The organism is Staphylococcus caledonicus, from assembly GCF_016238465.1.
GTDB classification, from domain to species: domain Bacteria; phylum Bacillota; class Bacilli; order Staphylococcales; family Staphylococcaceae; genus Staphylococcus; species Staphylococcus caledonicus.
On the sequence record NZ_JABTXV010000001.1, the window covers coordinates 920325 to 939313 of the forward strand.

19 protein-coding genes and 1 other RNA gene are annotated in these 18989 nt (G+C 31.9%); 4 read left to right on the forward strand and 16 right to left on the reverse strand.

What is annotated here, in order from left to right; all coding sequences use genetic code 11:
• Positions 1–123: 123 nt before the first annotated feature.
• The 4 genes from brxA to HS848_RS04615 are packed head-to-tail and all read right to left on the reverse strand — an operon-like array spanning position 124 to position 2199.
• A complete protein-coding gene (gene brxA / locus HS848_RS04600) occupies positions 124–558 on the reverse strand; it encodes a bacilliredoxin BrxA (protein ID WP_198611420.1) in 435 nt (144 codons plus the stop codon).
• Positions 559–585: 27 nt separating this feature from the next.
• Complete coding sequence (locus HS848_RS04605; protein ID WP_198611421.1) at positions 586–1713, reverse strand: conserved virulence factor C family protein; 1128 nt, start codon at positions 1711–1713, stop codon at positions 586–588.
• 26 nt (positions 1714–1739) lie between these two features.
• Complete coding sequence (locus tag HS848_RS04610; RefSeq protein ID WP_198611422.1) at positions 1740–1991, reverse strand: NifU N-terminal domain-containing protein; 252 nt, start codon at positions 1989–1991, stop codon at positions 1740–1742.
• Positions 1992–2004: 13 nt separating this feature from the next.
• Positions 2005–2199, reverse strand: a complete 195-nt coding sequence (locus HS848_RS04615) for a zinc-finger domain-containing protein (RefSeq protein ID WP_198611423.1) — start codon at positions 2197–2199, stop codon at positions 2005–2007.
• Between the two features lie 368 nt (positions 2200–2567).
• Between HS848_RS04615 and HS848_RS04620 the strand changes: the two genes are divergently transcribed.
• Both HS848_RS04620 and HS848_RS04625 read left to right on the forward strand, forming a co-directional pair.
• Positions 2568–3272, forward strand: coding sequence for a queuosine precursor transporter (locus HS848_RS04620; RefSeq protein ID WP_198611424.1), 705 nt, complete (start codon positions 2568–2570; stop codon positions 3270–3272).
• 111 nt (positions 3273–3383) lie between these two features.
• Positions 3384–3779 carry a ribonuclease HI family protein gene (locus tag HS848_RS04625; RefSeq protein ID WP_107507910.1) on the forward strand — a complete coding sequence of 132 codons (396 nt, stop codon included), beginning with the start codon at positions 3384–3386 and terminating at the stop codon, positions 3777–3779.
• A 105-nt stretch (positions 3780–3884) separates the two neighbouring features.
• Here the strand turns inward: HS848_RS04625 and HS848_RS04630 are convergent, their stop codons facing one another.
• The 8 genes from HS848_RS04630 to HS848_RS04665 all read right to left on the reverse strand — a co-directional run bounded on the left by HS848_RS04630 (position 3885) and on the right by HS848_RS04665 (position 12393).
• The gene (locus HS848_RS04630) at positions 3885–4763 is read right to left on the reverse strand and encodes a 5'-3' exonuclease (RefSeq protein ID WP_198611425.1); all 879 of its coding nucleotides are present in this window, start codon (positions 4761–4763) and stop codon (positions 3885–3887) included.
• A gap of 16 nt (positions 4764–4779) precedes the next feature.
• The gene (locus tag HS848_RS04635; protein WP_198611426.1) at positions 4780–8223 is read right to left on the reverse strand and encodes a dynamin family protein; all 3444 of its coding nucleotides are present in this window, start codon (positions 8221–8223) and stop codon (positions 4780–4782) included.
• A gap of 303 nt (positions 8224–8526) precedes the next feature.
• On the reverse strand, positions 8527–9165 hold the full coding sequence (locus tag HS848_RS04640) for an SDR family oxidoreductase (protein WP_198611427.1): 639 nt from the start codon (positions 9163–9165) through the stop codon (positions 8527–8529).
• 206 nt (positions 9166–9371) lie between these two features.
• The gene (locus tag HS848_RS04645) at positions 9372–10502 is read right to left on the reverse strand and encodes a THUMP domain-containing class I SAM-dependent RNA methyltransferase (protein ID WP_198611428.1); all 1131 of its coding nucleotides are present in this window, start codon (positions 10500–10502) and stop codon (positions 9372–9374) included.
• Positions 10503–10622: 120 nt separating this feature from the next.
• An RNA gene (gene rnpB, locus HS848_RS04650) (RNase P RNA component class B) lies at positions 10623–11006 on the reverse strand.
• 128 nt (positions 11007–11134) lie between these two features.
• Positions 11135–11470, reverse strand: coding sequence for a cell division regulator GpsB (gpsB, locus tag HS848_RS04655; RefSeq protein ID WP_107508464.1), 336 nt, complete (start codon positions 11468–11470; stop codon positions 11135–11137).
• Between the two features lie 10 nt (positions 11471–11480).
• Entirely contained in the window at positions 11481–12044 is a 564-nt protein-coding gene (locus HS848_RS04660; RefSeq protein WP_107508465.1) for a DUF1273 domain-containing protein, read from the reverse strand.
• 10 nt (positions 12045–12054) lie between these two features.
• A complete protein-coding gene (locus HS848_RS04665; protein ID WP_107508466.1) occupies positions 12055–12393 on the reverse strand; it encodes a DUF1798 family protein in 339 nt (112 codons plus the stop codon).
• 322 nt (positions 12394–12715) lie between these two features.
• On the opposite strand from HS848_RS04665, the gene recU reads away from it, so the two are divergent.
• Together recU and HS848_RS04675 are read left to right on the forward strand one after the other, a co-directional pair.
• Positions 12716–13342 carry a Holliday junction resolvase RecU gene (recU, locus tag HS848_RS04670; protein WP_332871282.1) on the forward strand — a complete coding sequence of 209 codons (627 nt, stop codon included), beginning with the start codon at positions 12716–12718 and terminating at the stop codon, positions 13340–13342.
• Positions 13339–15648 carry a transglycosylase domain-containing protein gene (locus HS848_RS04675; RefSeq protein WP_198611430.1) on the forward strand — a complete coding sequence of 770 codons (2310 nt, stop codon included), beginning with the start codon at positions 13339–13341 and terminating at the stop codon, positions 15646–15648. The genes recU and HS848_RS04675 overlap by 4 nt, the downstream gene beginning before the upstream one ends.
• A 151-nt stretch (positions 15649–15799) precedes the next feature.
• Here the strand turns inward: HS848_RS04675 and HS848_RS04680 are convergent, their stop codons facing one another.
• The 4 genes from HS848_RS04680 to asnS all read right to left on the reverse strand — a co-directional run bounded on the left by HS848_RS04680 (position 15800) and on the right by asnS (position 18899).
• On the reverse strand, positions 15800–16129 hold the full coding sequence (locus tag HS848_RS04680) for a YpoC family protein (RefSeq protein WP_198611431.1): 330 nt from the start codon (positions 16127–16129) through the stop codon (positions 15800–15802).
• Positions 16130–16148: 19 nt separating this feature from the next.
• Entirely contained in the window at positions 16149–16793 is a 645-nt protein-coding gene (nth, locus tag HS848_RS04685) for an endonuclease III (RefSeq protein ID WP_198611432.1), read from the reverse strand.
• Positions 16783–17469 carry a DnaD domain-containing protein gene (locus tag HS848_RS04690; RefSeq protein WP_198611433.1) on the reverse strand — a complete coding sequence of 229 codons (687 nt, stop codon included), beginning with the start codon at positions 17467–17469 and terminating at the stop codon, positions 16783–16785. The genes nth and HS848_RS04690 overlap by 11 nt, the downstream gene beginning before the upstream one ends.
• A gap of 137 nt (positions 17470–17606) precedes the next feature.
• Positions 17607–18899: an asparagine--tRNA ligase gene (gene asnS, locus HS848_RS04695; protein WP_198611434.1), complete on the reverse strand. Its 1293-nt coding sequence runs from the start codon at positions 18897–18899 to the stop codon at positions 17607–17609.
• Positions 18900–18989: the final 90 nt, after the last annotated feature.

Genomic DNA, 18989 nt, shown 5'->3' on the forward strand with positions numbered 1-18989 from the left:
TATAATTTATCGATTAATTTAATAAATTATAATTAGACGTTAAGTGAGATTGGGTCACCGTATATTGGATTCCTAGAGCTCATTTTATTAATGTCTCAGTCTCATTTTAAATAAAGTTACGATTTAGCAATTTTCATCAAAAGCGTCTTTAATATCCATACAAATATCTTGGATGTCACGTCCTTCAATATGTTCGCGAGGGATAAAATGTTTTAATTCTGTCCCTTTAAATAATGCATATGAAGGGCTTGAAGGTATTTGTTGAATATATTCGCGCATTGTTTGCGTTGCTTCTTTATCTTGACCAGCAAATACTGTGATTTTATTTGTTGGTTTTTTCTCATTTTGTTCAGCAACTGCCACAGCGGCTGGACGTGCTAAGCCAGCTGCACAACCACATGTTGAGTTGATAACTACGAAAGTCGTATCATTATCATTTACGTTATTCATGTAATTAGATACATCTTCAATTGTTTCTAAGCTTTCAAAGCCATTGTCAGTTAGTTCTGAACGCATTTGTTGTGCTAATTCATGCATATATTGTTCATATGGATTCATAATTATTACTCTCCTATTTTGATTAGCTTAATTGTTTTCACTAGTTTTATTTCGATTGGCTATTTGTTTCCATACAGATCCTAAAGCTGCATCCCCATTTTCAATGCGAGAAATAGCCATTTCTATCTGTAATTTCACTTCGTACGCAGGGTCATCTACGTGTGATTTTAAGGCGTTTAATTGAGCTTTTCCACCTTCATCAAAAATAAACATTGCTGCTCTCCAACGAACGATTTTTTGTGGATCATCAAGTGCCTTTTCCATTTCTGGTAATGCTTCCTTGAATCCTAAATCACTAAGACAATCTCCTGCAGTACGTCTTACGGCCGGACTTTTATCGTTTAAACCTTCGTACAAGTATGGAAGTACGTCTTTAGTTTCAATCATTCCTAATAGGACAACTGCTTGACGTCTAAGTGGTGCCTTATCTTCTTTTAAAGCTTGTTGTAATAGTGGCGTATCATCCATAGTAGGCGTTGGAAAATCTTTCAACATACGTAAACGTGTTTTCCAATTAGTTGTTTCATTATACTCTTCTAAAGTGACGTGTTTATATTGTTGTTGAGGCACGATAATATCTTGAGATAAAGCTATATTGACTAATTCTTCGATTCTATGAGTAGGATACAAGGCAATTACTTCCTCATATACATCATTCATAACTTGTTCAAGGTCCCCATAACGAACACCTAAATCTTGCCACTTACGTAAAAATACAATGTTGTCGCCTTCTTTTTGTGCTTTTAACATACTATCAACATACTCATCAGGTAGTTGCTTACGTTGCTCTTCAGTTGAAGACGTCAGTTTGATTTGATAAGGAATATCTTTGAAAGTTAAAACTTCTGCTTTAATTTCTCCAAAATGATCATCTGGTTGATAAGATTCTAAAGAAGTTTCTTCCTTATTCAACGTAGATGTAATATCAGGTAATACATCTTCCCATTTAGCTTTAGGTTGTTTATCGATAGCTAAGAAGTCCATAACATAAAAAATAGATTTTACACCGTCAAGTGCTAGTAAGTCATTGATGAAATTGGGATGTTCTGTACTAGTTTCAGTGTAAGTATTAGATTTATTATCTTCTCTTTTTTCTGATAGTACTATTTTCATAGTATTTGGACTTGGCGTTGGCTCGACACGTAAAATTTCCATATGCTTCCCCTTTCTAGATTGAAATATTATTCGAAAGTGGATTGGATTTTAGGTAGTAAGTCATCCCAATCTGCGTCATCATCTTTATCTACTGAGATAAAATCCATAACATAAAAAACTGACTTTACACCTTCGATTTCAAATAATCGGTTAATAAAATCAGGTTGTCCCTCTTTAGCAGAAGTAAATGTGTTAGATTTATTATCTTCTCTTTTTTCGTTTAAGTTAATCTTCATTGTATTATGATTTGGTGTTTCTTCGATTGATACGATTTGCATATTCAATTACCTCCTATTGAAGTTCATTTCCTAATTGTTTAATCTGTTTACCAATTGAACATTCAGAAATACAAAAGTGATGTGCTTGTGTCTTACCTTCAGTTTTTCTAATGTGTTTTTTAAGTAAACAGTTATTGCAATAAGTATTCATTAAATCATCAATTTTATCAATTGCTTTTTGTTCGGAATGTGTAAGTATAACAGTCACTCCTTGTACACAATTTCGTTTATTATAAGCATGAAATTATTATAACTTACTTTGTATTTATTTTGAAATAATAGGGAACGGGAAAGTAATCTAGGGAGCGGGACTGAAATCTAATGTAATTTCAAAGATTTCGTAGTCCCGCCCCGGCAAGGTTGACTAGAAATGAAGGCAGTGAGGCTCGAACGCACCTTCATCTTAGACAACTACTGCCAATACTAGAGTCTAGACCATTGTTATATTAATGGACCAGACTCCTAGTTTTTCAATTATTATGAGACCTATTGCAACAAGATAACTTTTAATATAAAATGAATAAGTTGTTTTGCGGTTTCTAAACACCCGCACTATCAAAATTTAGGAGGACAATCATGTATAATGAAATCTTTGGAGTAGCTACATTTTTAGTTACTTTTATTTTAATGGTTATAATGTTTCGTTGTTTTGGGAAGCATGGTTTGCTTGCTTGGGTAGCAATCGGTACAGTTATTGCGAATATCCAAGTAATAAAGACTGTAGATATTTTTGGTATTTCAGCTACATTAGGTAATGTAATGTTTGCTTCGATTTATCTAGCAACAGATATTTTAAATGACATCTATGGACGTAAGGTGGCTAAACGTGCAGTTTGGTTAGGATTTTCATCTACATTAGTAATGATTATCGTAATGCAAATGTCACTGCATTTTATACCTGCCCCTGAAGATATGGCGCAAAAGTCACTTTCAACTATTTTTGATCTTGTCCCTAGAATAGCACTTGGTTCTATTGTTGCTTACATTATTGGTCAACACGTGGATGTATTTATATTTTCAGCAATTAAGAAGATATTTAACTCAGATAAAACATTTATTATTAGAGCTTATGGTAGTACTATCTTAAGTTCTATTATAGATACTGCGTTATTTGTCACTATTGCATTTGTTGGTACATTACCGGCAACAGTAGTTTTCCAAATCTTTATCACGACATATTTCCTTAAATTACTGTCAACTATATTCAATGTTCCATTTGGATATATTGCCAAATCAATGTATCGTAAAGGACATATTCATAAATTAGATGAAGGATATTAATTAATAGTGAGGTTGTGACATCATTTACCGATGTTCGCATGCACAAAGTATTAATGTCTCAGTCTCACTTTATTATTAGAATAAATCTACTTTTCGAAAAGGTGTTATAATATGGCGAAAATTTATTTTGATGCAGCATCGAGTGGTAATCCTGGCATAAGCACTTGTGGGATAGTTATTAAAGAAGATGATATGAAACATACTTTTACTCATGAGCTAGGTATATTAGACAATCATAGCGCGGAATGGGCTGCCCTTATCCATGCGCTAGAACATGCTCGTGAATTAAACGTGACTAACGCTTTATTGTATACAGATTCTAAGTTAATTGAAGATAGCGTGAATCAAGGTTATGTGAAAAATATTCGCTTTAAGCCCTACTTTGAAAATATGGAAATTTTAGAACATAGTTTTGAATTATTGTTTGTAAAATGGGTCCCTCGTGATCAAAATAAAGAAGCAAACCAATTAGCACAACAATTCTTATATAAAATAACTAAGAAATAACTTTAAACCATATACTAAATGCTCTCATCAACGTTAAACGTTTGAATGAGAGCATTTTTATATGCATTAAATAGCTTTTATTAGAACAATTTATTCAATAATAGCTTAAAGGTTCGATGAAATATATTTACCTGAAATATATAATTCGTGTTCATTACAAATTGAAAGAATATGATTAAGTGAATGTGCATACGTCATTTCGTTATACAATTCTTCAGTATCAATTGGAACCTCTGTATAGATTTCAGCAAGTTGCTTAGAGAGTATTAAATTCTCTTTATCATTATTAATCTTTTTTTGTTGTGCCGGTGTAAGCTGGTCAAGATGTTCAAGAACATTGTCCACACTTCCGTAAGTTTGAATTAACTTAAGCGCTGTCTTTTCCCCTATTCCTTTTACACCAGGATAACCATCAGCTGAATCCCCCATAAATGCTTTAATATCGATAAGTTGAAGCGGATTTAATTCATATTCTTCAATAAATCTAGAAAGTGTATAACGGTTATAAATAGTAAATCCTTTTTTGATTAACCAAACTTCTACATTATCATTGATACATTGTAATATATCTTTATCCCCCGTGATAATATGAACTTCATTATCAGTTGAGTAAGCTTTCGCTAAAGTGCCTATCACATCATCAGCTTCATAATTAGTAACGCCAACGTTCACGAAACCAAATTGTTCTGATATTTCTTTTACATAATTAAACTGAGGAATGAGCTCATCAGGTGGTGCAGCTCGGTTTTGTTTATACATGTCATACATTTCATTTCTGAAAGTATCTTGACCCATATCCCAACATACCGCTACATGGCTTGGATTAATTTCTTTAATTGCTGTGAAAATATGACGTACGAACCCTTGAATTCCATTGGTAGGTATTCCTTCTGAATTGTACATAAATTGGTTGTGTAAGCTAGTGGCGTAAAAATGTCTGAATAGTAACGCCATGCCATCTACTAATAGGACACGTTGTGTCATTTAATGTGCCTTCTTTCTACTTTATTAAAGCATTTAAATCTTTATTAACATCTTGTAGTTGTTGAATTAAAGAATCATCCATATCAAATGAAAGTAAATCATTGATCTGTTCTTGAATATCTTGTTCGATATCAACAAATTGTTCCTCAGCTACTGCAGTTAATTTTGCTACAAAGTCTATTAAAGCTTGTCTGAGTTCGCCTAGTTGATTTTGTAACAACTCAAGTGTATTTTGACTAATCATTTCTTGTATTTCACGTTGTGAATTAGGATTTAGAATCTTTCTTTTAGTAAGTTGTTTTGGTAATACTGCCATTAAATCATTTAAATCAATTCGTAAGTATGCTGTATCACCGAAACTAGGTTTAATTTCGAAATCTGGGTGTACGAGTACATGTAATTGATTTAATTTTTTAATAGTAGGTGCAACTTGTTCGTTTAACTGTTGGTTAAAGTACTTTTTAATTCTTTCGATTAATAAACTTTGTTCTAAATATAATCGTTGATGAATCTGATCTAAGAATGCTTTAGAAGAAATTTTCTTTTCAGCATTAAAGTCATTATTTTGAGTCATTTGACTGTTATATATACTTTTAACGTCATCTAATAATTGAAGTTTTAAACGTTTATTTAAATGATAGATTTGATCTTCAACTTCGTTTGTCGTGTGCTGTTCACTAGTAAAAAGTAATTGGTTAGATAAACGTTGCTTATTCTTATAAGCGTTTAATTTATTTTGGCGTTCAGTAATTTGCTCTTTATTATGATGGAATTCATTAATCATTTGATCGAATGATTGACTCATTTGTTCGAGTTGACTAATCATTTGTTGTTCTAAAATTGTTTTAGAGTCTATTTCCACAAACTGTTGGATACTTGCACGTAATTCATTGATACTGTCGTCACCGTCTTGTAACGCACGTCTGCTAGAAACACCAAATATATCTGAATTTAAATTTGTTTGATTTAACGCATCTTTAACATAGTATTTAACAGCATTTAAATCATTTTCATTCTCTGCTAAATCTACAGCATTGATAACCATTTTAAAAGCTTGATTTTCGTTCAGTTGATTCATATCTTTCATATGTTCGATAAACGCTTTATCGTTATCTGTAAATGAATGATTGAAATAACTCACATATAAAATTAAATCAGAAGAGGTTAGAATTTGTTCTGTTTCGTTTGTATGGCGTTGGTTATTTGAATGTAATCCTAATGAATCGACAATGATTTTGCCTTTTAACCATTCTATTGGTAAGTGAAGATGGACTGTTTTAACAAACGTAGCGTATTCATCTTTAGCACTCCATTTCTTAACTTCTTCTTGAGAAATAGTGTGGGTAACCCCTTCTTCTAACATTTCGTTATACATTGAGTAATGTTTTTTTACTGCACTAATAAAAGCTAGCTGATTTTTTTCTAATTTTTGTTTTAGTGCTTCAATATCACTGTTGATAAATGTTTCTAAAGAATCGTAAGAAATATTATGGTATTCAATCATTTGATTTAATTCATTAAGTAATTGTTCTTTAGTTTTTAGCGTGATTTTACTATTGTCTCCATAAGATAATTCTGTAGTAGCAGCCGTTGTAGGATTAGGAGAACTTACTAAATATTGACCACCTAATAATGCGTTAATTAAACTACTTTTTCCAGCACTAAATGTTCCGAATACACCTATTTTAATCACTTTATTATCAAGGCGTTGTAACGTTTCTTCTATATCGCTTTTTGTTCTTTCGAAAAGTGGAACAGGTTTAACTAACTCTAACGCTGCTCGAATATCTACTTCTTGTTTTGAACTTGCACTTTGAGTATTAGCGGATGTATCATCTGCGTAATTATTATTTAGAGCATTTTCGCTTAAATCATAATTTGCTTCAGTTCTACCGATTAATTTATCTAGTGAATCTTCCATATGAATGTAATAATGTTGATAATTTTGAGTGGTTAATGATTCTCTTAAATTCTTAATTTCGATAAAACGTTCATACACTTGCAAATCTTCATTTTCAGTTGTAGACAGTTCATTTGCTTGTGTATTATTTATCGCTTTTTCGAATAATGGGTTAGATTGTTTTTCAACATAGTTACTAATCGCTTTTAATACGTCATCGCTAAAAGTTAAGACATAAGTATTGCTTATATTAGTTTGCGGTTGATATATATTTGAAATTAAGTCACTACTGATTTCATAGTGTTGATTTAAAATTTCATTATTAACCTTCGTGTTATTAATAAAACGTGTCAGGAATGACATATCTTCTCTTAAAGGTTGACGTACTTGTTGATTGACTTTATCTTGTAATTTCTCGGTTACTATTTTTAGACGATTTTGTTGTTCTTCTTCTTTTTTCTTTTTCTTGTTAAATAACCCGCCTACTTTAAATTCAGACGACATACTTTCTAAATATGAACGAATATCCTCTCGCATATCATGCGTCATAATATAAGCATTTTCTAAGATGTCTTTACGTTTTTGTTTTAAAAAGCTAAATAATTGGTCAGGATTATTTAATAATTGAGCTTCTTCACTAATTGCTTGATTCTGATTAAATTGCGCATAGGCCTGTTCAAATTCATCTTCATTTATATTTAATTGATCTAGTATATCTTGGAGTTCGTTTTGAATATATCCTAATTGAGCTTCAGTAATAAATTTTACAGTACGGTTAACATAGTCTTCTATAGACTCACGATGGTGATCTTTTTCCACTAAATAGTCCGATAATTGTTGGAGTTCATTTTCAGGATGGTCAAATTTAGAGACATAAAAAATTCTTGTTAAATCAATACCCCAGTCATTAATGGATTGATTGACACTTTCTTTAAAAGTTTGGAAAGTAATTTCATCTTCATTATGTTTATCAATTTGATTAATAACAAAAATGACTGGAATACCAATATCATTCATACGTTTCATAAATTGGAAATTCAGCGCAGATTGTACATGGTTGTAATCTACCGTATAAAACAAAATGTTACTCGTATACATGAATTGTTCAGTTGTTGTTTGATGCGTAGCAACATTAGAGTCAATACCTGGCGTATCTTGTAACGTAAAACCATTATGAAATTTAGCAGATGGGAATTTAATTTCGACAGATTCAACATCCACGTTTAAACGATTCATCTGCTTCACTTCGTCATAGGTTTTTAATTTTGTATATTGTTGATTTTCTAAATTAGCAATAATCCCTTTATCATCTGATACAGAGACTATGGCTGTATTACTCGTGGTAGGTACCGGAGAACTAGGTAGTATATCTTGTTCGAGTAATAAATTTATAAGTGTTGATTTACCAGCTGAAAAGTGACCAACAAGTGAAACGGTATATTGATTTAAATATACTTTTTTAATCACTTGATTGATTGTATGTATTAAAGCAGTGTTATTGGATTTTTCTACTTCTTTTTTTAATTTATATAAAATATCTAATTGTTCATGATTTGCCATGCTTCTATCCCCTTTATCCAATCATTCTAAATATAATGAAAATTAACCAGTGCATATCTTCATGATTGCAATTTTTCAGGCTAATTAATTATGCAATAATTGACTAAAATAAAAAACCCCACCTTAGGCATGCTTTTCACTTTAGTCATTATTATTGTAAAAGAATTAAAACACTATCAAATTTTAATTGAAAGATTATTAATTCTTATATAGTTAGAATGGTAAAATCAAAGCCTTCACCCTTGTTTGATTTCATTGATTAAATTTTATCATATTGGGGGGATGAAACAAATATATAGATTACTAGTTAAACCAAGCCGGTTTGTCACCATCAGTATTAGGTTTATTGACACCGATATTTTGTTTTAAATATAGTTCAGGATTTTTAGCAATTCGAACAGCCAAGCTGGCAACACTACGTCTTGAAACTTCTGTCCCTTTAAATTCTGAGTTTTTATCTGTTACTTCGTAATCAGTTTCGTTTTTGAAAGTTAACCAAGCTGGACGAATGATAGTGTAATCTATGTTAGAATCTTCGATAATATCACTCGCTTTACGATATTTAACTAACTTATCGCCAAATTGTTCTTTATTAAATTCGTTAAACTTCGGTGGTAATTCATCATAAATGCCTGGAGCAGCAATAAATATTAAACGTTGGACATTTTTGCTATTCATAGCGTCTATAATTGCTTTAGCTTCGATATCCAATGAACCTGATAAGCTAGCAAAAACAATATCCACGTTATCTAATGCTTGTTCTAAATCTTCAACATTTTTAGCATCACCTTCATAAACAGTTATTCTATTTGAAGCATAGTCTGGTAGACGATGTGCATTTCTTAAAAATAAATCAACATTAAAATTAGAATCTTCTAGAAATATTTTAGTAGCCTCCATTGAGACTTTTCCGTTAGCACCAATAATTAAAATAGTTTGCATATTTTTCTCTCCCAACTAAGATGTGATATTGAGTTATGTTATATATAATGAAACACTCTTAATACTACTTTACATCAGTAATATTAAGAGTGCTAATAAATTGTTTAAATTAATTAAATATTATCTAATTAGTTAAGAAAAATTTACAAATTTAATAAAAAATATACTCAATATTTATTGTTATTAATCATGCAGTATTATATTTATTATTTGTTGAATCTTTCGCCCCAATATTGATAATAAGTACATTCAATATAACCATTAAATAGTTTACGTCGTTTAGTGGCTTTTTTATTAACTAAATACTCAAATTCTTTGTTACTTGTCAGAATATAAGTTGAAAGATAAGGATGATCTTTCATTAATTTACCAATATAACGATACATTTCTTCAACTTCTTCTCTATCACCAATACGTTCACCATATGGCGGGTTGCCTACAAGCGCCATAGGTTCTTCACTATCAATAGTAAGTGTATTAACATCTTTAACACTAAATTGAATAATATCACCTAGACCGACTTCTTCAGCGTTACGTTTGGCAATGTCTATCATTTCAGGGTCAATATCTGAAGCATATACTTGTACGGGCTTATCATAATCAGCCTGTTTGTCAGCTTCGTCACGCATTTCATCATAAATATTTGGAGGCATAACATTCCATTCTTCTGATACAAAGTCTCGATTGAATCCTGGAGCGATATTTTGAGCAATTAGACATGCTTCAATCGCGATTGTCCCAGAACCACAGAAAGGATCGATAAATGGCGTATCACCTTTCCAGTTTGCTAAGCGAACTAGACTAGCAGCTAGTGTTTCTTTAATAGGTGCCTCACCTTGCGCTAAACGATAACCTCGTCTGTTCAAGCCAGAACCTGAAGTATCAATAGTTAATAGAACATTATCTTTTAATATAGAGACTTCTACAGGATATTTTGCGCCACTTTCATTTAACCAACCTTTTTCGTTATAAGCATGTTTTAAACGTTCAACAATCGCTTTTTTAGTAATCGCTTGGCAGTCAGGCACGCTATAAAGCGTAGATTTAACACTACGTCCTTGAACAGGAAACTGCCCTTCTTTATCTATAATGTTTTCCCAAGGCAATGCTTTTGTTTGTTCGAAAAGCTCATCAAATGTTTTTGCCTCAAAACGACCTACAACGATTTTAATTCGGTCAGCTGTACGCAACCATAGATTACACTTTACAATTGCTTTAGCATCACCTTCAAAAAAAATACGACCATTTTCAACTTGTGTTTCATAACCAAGTTCTTGTACTTCTTTAGCGACAATCGCTTCTAAACCCATCGGACATACCGCAAGTAATTGAAACATCCACTTATCTCCTTTATTTATATGATTAATTTTTATGTTAACAGAATTTGATTTAGTTATGTATATTTACAAAAAATAAAAGCTCTCCCGTTAAATGGAGAGCTAAACTAGTCATGATATTTCTGTAAGCCATGTTCTGTACCATTGTACTCATAACGTACACTAGTTGTACTGGTACTCAGGTGGTAACCATCTGTCTACAAATCTTTATTAAATGAATAAAGACGTCTCGTTTATACGTTGAATTCCGCTAAACAAGTGCTCCTACCTAATTTGGATTGCTCACTCGAGGGGTTTACCGCGTTCCACCCTTTATATTTCTATAAAGACTACGTCACTGTGGCACTTTCAAACTATTCTAACCATATCCTGAGACGTAGGTTATTTCGTTGCCGTCAAATTAATGCCTTGATTTATTGTTTCATCAAGCACGAACACTACAGTCATCTCAGACTGTGTGAGCATGGACTTTCCTCTATATTTCTATAGCGATTACCCAAAATATCACTTTTGCGATTATAACACAGTTTTAAATACTATAACAGATAATTTCTAGGCAATATATTTAATAAGGTAAATTAACTACCATTTTAAATATAGCCTTGTTTTGAATCAACGAACCCAATCTAATATTATTTACCAAAAACAGCTTTTTCAAGATTAGAAATTCTTTTTAAAATATCTACATTGTTCGATGAACTCGTATTATTTGAAGAGAAAGATTTGTTATCAGAAGGTCTTGATGTTGCAACTCTTAATCTTAACTCTTCAACTTCTTTTTTTAATTTGTTATTTTCTTCAGATAATTTTACAACTTCATTATTCATATCAGCCATTTTTTGATAATCAGTAATAATATCATCTAAAAAAGCATCCACTTCTTCGCGACGATAGCCACGGGCCATTGTTTTCTCGAAATCTTTTTCATAGATATCTTTTGCTGAAAGTTTTAAAGAAACATCTGCCATTTTTTCCACCTCATTCGAAACTTTGATATTGTTCCCACTGTAAGTCATTTATAAATTCAGTGAGTTCATCAAACGCCACAATATCACAAGTATAGTTTGTTTTTTTCATAAAATCAACTAACATCCTTTTGAAGAATTTAGGGCTTCCCTCTTGTTCTTCGTCATAAATTAGTAATGACATATCAGAATGGTCTAACATAAATTGATCAGTTTGTTTAAATTGGTGCGGTCCTTCATATTCAGTATGATGTACACTTTCTAAAAAATCAGCTTCTTGAGCTATTTTATTATATTTAGCTTGGTTTTGTTCGTTCCATTTAGAAGTATGTCCATAAAATGGAGTAATTATGCCTAATTTTAAATCGGGATAAGATTCACGAAGTTCAATGACTACTTCAGCGGTCCAAAGCTCAATACCTATTTGACCTTGAATTAGCACCCATTCTAACCCTTCATCTAAATACTGTTCTAATTTATGTTTGATAAAAGCTTTTAGATAAGTTACTTCCGGTATATCTTCTTTGAAAATATTCAATTCAAAAGATTTGTACCCAGTTACATACACCGTTTTCAAATTAAGAACCTCACTCTTCCTTACTACTTTGAAGTATATAATTTAAATCATAATTAACAGCTTTTAATTTTTCAGTAAATAACTTTCTACTTGTTCTTTGAAAATGACAATCCACCGATAATTCTTTAATGGTGTTGATTAATAAATCAAATTTTTTACTATTCATATAAGGTAAATTAATAATCTCATCCTTATATTTAGTTAAATCTTGTAATTTTTTATCAATACGTTGTGCGTAGGGATACACTGTTTCATAAAAATCAAAGTCTTGATTTGTAACTTTTACTTCATTATAGCGTCTTTCTATGGTGTAAAGTTCAAGTAACATCTCATTAATAAGTTCATACATAAAGACGCCTCCTACTTCACTATAATTTATCATAATTAAAAGGAAGCGTCATGTAGTTGTACTATCTTAAATTAAAGGAAATATTGTTTTAACGGGTAAAGCACGTTAAAATAAAGAAAGTTAATAATGAAAATAATCGTCTAGGTCTTTATAAATTATTTTTGTTATTGTCTAATAATGGTTTGGCTGCCCTACTTACAGTAATAACGGTTTACAGTGTAGGACTAGGGATAAGTATGTAGAAAGGAATACTTAATTATTTAATGGTATAATGGTTGAGTTTCGTTCTACTATAGTTAACCAAACTAGTGTGGTGAATACAGTGAATTATCCTAATGGGAAACCTTTCAAGGTAAATACGACTAAGGCCGGAAGAAATTCTTCTTCTAACTCTAGTAAGATAGAGTATGGTAGTCGAGGTATGTCTCTTGAAAAAGATATTGAACTATCAAACGATTTTTACTTAAAACATGGCAAAGCGGTTATTCATAAAAAACCTACGCCAGTACAAATTGTTAATGTTCATTATCCCAAACGAAGTAAGGCTGTTATAAATGAAGCCTATTTTCGTACACCTTCAACGACTGACTACAATGGCGTTTATCAAGGTCATTATATTGATTTTGAAGCAAAAGAAACGAAGAACAAAACTTCTTTTCCTTTGAATAATATTCATGATCATCAGGTTGAACATATGAAAAACGCTTATCTTCAAAAAGGTATTGTGTTTCTATTAATAAGGTTCAAAACGCTTGATGAAATATATTTATTACCCTTTTCAAGATTTCAAAAATTTTGGGATAGATATAAAAATGAAATAAAAAAATCAATAACAGTTGAAGAAATAAGAAAAAATAGTTACTATATTCCTTATCAATATCAACCAAGATTAGATTACCTCAAAGTTGTTGATAAGTTGATATTAGATGAAAGTGAGGACCGCGTATGACGGAGAATAAAGGATCTTCTCAGCCGAAAAACGGTAAAAATGGGAAATCCAAAGCAAAAAAGAATAAGAGTGTTAAAAGAACGATTATTAAAATAATAGGCTTTTTATTAATTGCTTTTATCGTATTAGCTCTACTAGGTATTTTGTTATTTGCGTATTATGCTTGGAAAGCTCCAGCATTTACTGAATCTAAATTACAAGACCCTAAACCGGCGGAAATTTATGACAAAAACGGTGATTTGGTTAAAAAATTAGATAACGGCGCAAGAAGAGAACATGTTGATTTGAAAGAAGTACCTAAAGACATGAGAAATGCTGTATTAGCAACTGAGGATAATCGTTTCTATGACCACGGTGCATTAGACTATAAACGTTTGTTCGGCGCAGTTGGTAAAAACTTGACAGGTGGTTTTGGTTCACAGGGTGCTTCAACTTTAACTCAACAAGTAGTTAAACGTGCTTTCCTTAGTGAAGAAAAATCAATCGGTCGTAAAGCTCAAGAAGCATACCTATCTTATCGTTTAGAGCAAGAGTACAGTAAGGATGAAATCTTCCAAATGTACTTAAATAAAATTTATTACTCTGACGGTGTGTACGGTGTTAAAGCTGCAGCTAAATATTACTTCGACAAAGATTTAAAAGATTTAAATTTAGCTGAAAAAGCATACTTAGCTGGATTACCACAAGTTCCAAACCTTTATAATATTTACGATAATCCTAAACAAGCTGAGAGTCGTAAAGATACAGTATTATACTTAATGCACTATCACCACAGAATTACTGATAAAGAATGGAAAGATGCTAAAAAAATCTCATTAGAAGATAATTTAGTAAAACGTAGTACTAAAGAACGTCAAATTGGTACAAATAATGAAGATTCTGAATACGACTCATATGTTAACTTTGTTAAATCTGAGTTAATGAATAATAAACACTTTAAAAACAAAAATTTAAGTGATTTATTACAAAGTGGTATTAAAATCTACACTAACATGGACAAAGACGTTCAAAAAACATTACAAGATCGTATTAATAATGGTAACTACTATAAAAATGATGACCAACGAGTTGGATCAACAATTCTTGATAGTAAAACTGGTGGCCTTGTAGCAATTTCAGGTGGCCGTAACTTTAAAGATGTTGTTGATAATAATGCTGCAACAGACGCACATCTAACAGGTTCATCATTAAAACCATTCTTAGCATATGGTCCAGCCATTGAAAATATGCAATGGGCTACAAACCATTCTATTCAAGATGAATCAAGTTATTCTATTGCTGGCGGTACGTTCCAAAACTATGATGCTAAGGGTCATGGTGACGTTACAGCGTATGATGCTTTAAGACAAAGTTTCAACATTCCAGCATTAAAAACTTGGCAAAGCGTTAACTCTAACGCTGGTAAAGATGCAGTTAAAGACTTTGCATCAAATGTTGGCCTAGATTATCAAAGTGATCTTGGTCCTGCAGATGTATTAGGTGGTGGCGCATCTGAGTTCTCACCTACTCAATTAGCTTCAGCTTTCGCTTCAATTGCGAATGGTGGTACTTATAATAATGCACACTCTATTCAAAAAGTCGTAACTGCTGATGATGACACTATCGAATTTGACCATACGAGTCATAAAGCTATGAAAGACTACACGTCTTACATGTTAGCTGAAATGTTAACTGGTACATTTAAAGCTTATGGTTCTGCATACGGTCATGGCGTATCTGGTGTTACAATGGGTGCTAAAACTGGTACTAGTACTTATGGTACTGAAGTTAACCAACAATATAACTTACCAGATAACGCAGCTAAAGATGTTTGGATTAACGGGTTCACTCCTAAATATACTATGTCAATATGGATGGGATTCAGTGAAATTAAAGAAGGCGGAACAAACTCATTCTTAGGACATTCAGAACAAGAATATCCACAATATTTATATGAGGATGTAATGTCTGATATCACATCAAGTAGTGATGGTGACTTCAAAAAACCAGATTCAGTTAATGGTTCTGATGCAGATGACTTATCTGTAAGTGGTCATCCTGATGATAATACAACTAACCGTAAAGTGTATGGTAGTAATGGATCTAGCGATAGCGGAGATTCAAGTAGTTCAAGCTCATCAAGTAGCTCAAGCAGTTCAAGTAGTTCAAGCAATTCAGGTAACTCAAACAGTTCATCTAACGGCTCTACTTCAACTACAAATAACAACTCTACTAACTCTACTACACAAAGCAGTAACAGTGTAGGCGGCACATTATCTAACATTTTCCATTTGAATAGTATATTTGATGTAAAAAAATCATCATAATATAGCATAACTAAAGGAGCTTAAGCATTGCGCTTAGGCTCCTTTTTTGATGAAAATAATTATATAAACGAAAAAGCTTTTTACAATAATTTCACGACATGGTTAAACCTATTGGTCTTAAAACATGTTGTTATTGTAAAAAGCTTTCTTTTTAATTGCGACGTTTTTTTCTAATTTGGTATGAAGCATTCATTTTAATTAGTTCATTTTTCAATGTTTTCATCTGACTGTATCCCATAAAGTGATATTTTCTAGCTAACATGTAGTTGTATCGTTCTTCAAAATTCATAGGAACGACCGGATATTCATTCAAATCTTCAAAATTAATATATTCAATTTCATTAATTTGTTTAAAGAATTGAATAATAAGTTCAAAGTATTTATCAATTATAGGTTTAGCTTCAGGACTTTTTAAAGCTCTTTGACTAGAAAATACATCAAGTTGTGCTTCAATATCTTCAAATTCTTGTTTATTAATCATCTTATCAAGCTTCCTTTAGTTATACTTTCATACGCTTTTGCCCTTCTCTACAATCTTCAAGTAAAGGGCAAATATCACATTTAGGCTTACGAGCAATACAGTGATAACGACCGAAAAAGATAAGCTGATGGTGGCTTTTACTCCAACGTTCACGTGGAATAATATCACATAAACGATCTTCAACTTGAGTGACATTATCTTTCCAACGATTAATACCTAACCTTTTGGATACACGTTCAACATGGGTATCTACTGCTAATGATGGTTCATCAAACGCCACGCTCATCACTACATTTGCTGTTTTACGCCCAACTCCTGCAAGACTTTCAAGTTCTTTATGCGTTTGAGGTATATGCCCATCAAATTTATCCAAAAGAGAACGACAAAGTTTTTGTATATTTTTAGATTTATTACGATATAAACCTATAGAGCGTATATCTTCTTGCAATTCTTCAATATCTACATTTAGATAATCTTCAGGCGTTTTATATTTCTTGAAAAGTGAGCGAGTAACCTTATTCACCAAGTTATCGGTACATTGAGCAGAGAGTAGCACAGCAATTGTTAATTCAAAAGCATTATCATGTTTTAATTCACATTGCGCATCAGGAAACATATCGGCAATTACATCAATCATTTCGAGTGCCTTTTTCTTACTTATCATCTAAGTTCTCTCCATTTAACCAGTCAAATTTAGGGACGTGTGTAACTGTATGCTTCATTTTGGGTTGATTGAATTTTTCCCTTATTTTTTTGGATTCTTCAGTTGTCGTTACATTGTTTTTCTTCCAGTTTAATAATATACGGTCCACGTATTTAAAGCTAAGTTTATCATGACTATAAGCTTCATCTAATGCTGCACGTATTAAAGAAAAATCGTGTTGGTCGACATCTATCCATTGATTCAAAGTTTCAATTTCATATGGTGATAAAGGTCTAGCAAATAATTGTTCAATATACTGGAATAAGTCTTTGAAATTTTGTTGAGAAGTTGATTGCTTATTATCTGTTTCTTCTTGAATTAATATTTTATTTAATTTGTCATAAAAGCTATCTAAATTCATGTATTCTGTAAATTTGCCTTCTTCATCCTTTTTTACTTGAAGTTGTAATAAATCTCGTTGTATTAAATGTTGGATGACAGAAGTTACTTCACGGGGTTCCATGTTAGAACCTCTTTTTAAAAATTCAATAGACGGTTGTTTATTTGAAGTTTCAGAGGCATATATTAGTTTAATTAAGATGACTAAATCTTTCTCGGACAGTCCTAATTCATCGTAATGGTCAAATAATTCTCGTCTAACCACTACCGGACGAGTTTTAAGTTGCAATTTATCCAAGATATTACCCCCTTTTTTAATAAATATCTACTAACAATTTAAAAGTAATCATTAACGTTTGTTGAATGATTTACTCCTAAATGAATAAGCCTAGAACATTTCAAGATAAATGTCCCAGGCTCAATATTATATAAATCTTATGGATATAAACGATTTAATAAACGTGGGAATGGAGATGTTTCTCTTACATGATCAACACCTGAAATCCAAGCTACAGTACGTTCTAAACCTAATCCAAATCCACTATGAGGTACACTACCGTAACGACGTAAATCTAAATAGTAATTATAGCTTTCAGGGTCTAAATGATGTTCATCAATACGTTGTTCTAGTAATTCTAAATCGTTTATACGTTCAGAACCACCGATGATTTCACCATAACCTTCTGGTGCTATTAAATCTGCACACAATACTGTATCTTCATTTTCAGGATTTGGTTGCATATAAAATGGTTTAATTTTAGTTGGATAATTTGTGATAAATACTGGTAAATCATAATGATTTGCAATAGCTGTTTCATGAGGCGCACCGAAATCTTCGCCCCATTCAATATCATCAAACCCTTCTTCTTTTAAGAATTTGACCGCATCATCATAAGAAATTCTTGGGAATGGTGTTGCTACTTTTTCTAATTTACTAGTATCTCTATCTAACGCTTTTAACTCTAATTTACAGTTTTTTAAAACTGATTGAACAACGTGTGCGACATATTGTTCTTGAACTTCTAAGCTTTCAGCGTGATTTGTAAACGCCATTTCAGGTTCAATCATCCAAAATTCAATTAAATGACGTCGTGTTTTAGATTTTTCTGCTCTAAAAGTTGGACCAAATGAGAACACACGGCCATGTGCCATAGCAGCAGCTTCCATGTATAATTGACCACTTTGTGATAAGAATGCATCTTCATCAAAATATTTTGTATGGAAAAGCTCACTTGTACCCTCTGGTGCACTTGCAGTTAAGATCGGAGGATCTATTTTTGTAAATCCATTGTCATTAAAGAATTCATATGTTGCTCTAATGATTTCATTTCTAATTTTCATAACTGCATGTTGTTTCTTAGAACGTAACCATAAATGACGGTGGTCCATTAAGAATTCAGTACCATGATTTTTTGGAGTAATAGGGTAATCGTGTGCTTCATGGATAACCTCTATAGATTTAACTTGCATTTCATAACCTAAATCTGAACGATTATCTTCTGTAATAACCCCAGTCAGGTATAATGAAGATTCTTGAGTAATCTCTTTAGCTAATTGGAAAGTTTCTTCATCAACTTCAGACTTAACTACTACTCCTTGCATGAAACCACTGCCATCACGTAATTGTAAGAAGGCAATTTTACCACTAGAACGTTTATTAGTTAACCAAGCGCCAATTGTTACTTCTTGGTTAAGATATTGTTTTGCTTGTTTAATCGTTGTTTTCATAACCAATCTCCTAATTGAAATTTCTTTATATTCAATACCTATTTATTTTAACAAAATAGATAGTGAAGTTCTAGCACATGAGCGTATTGA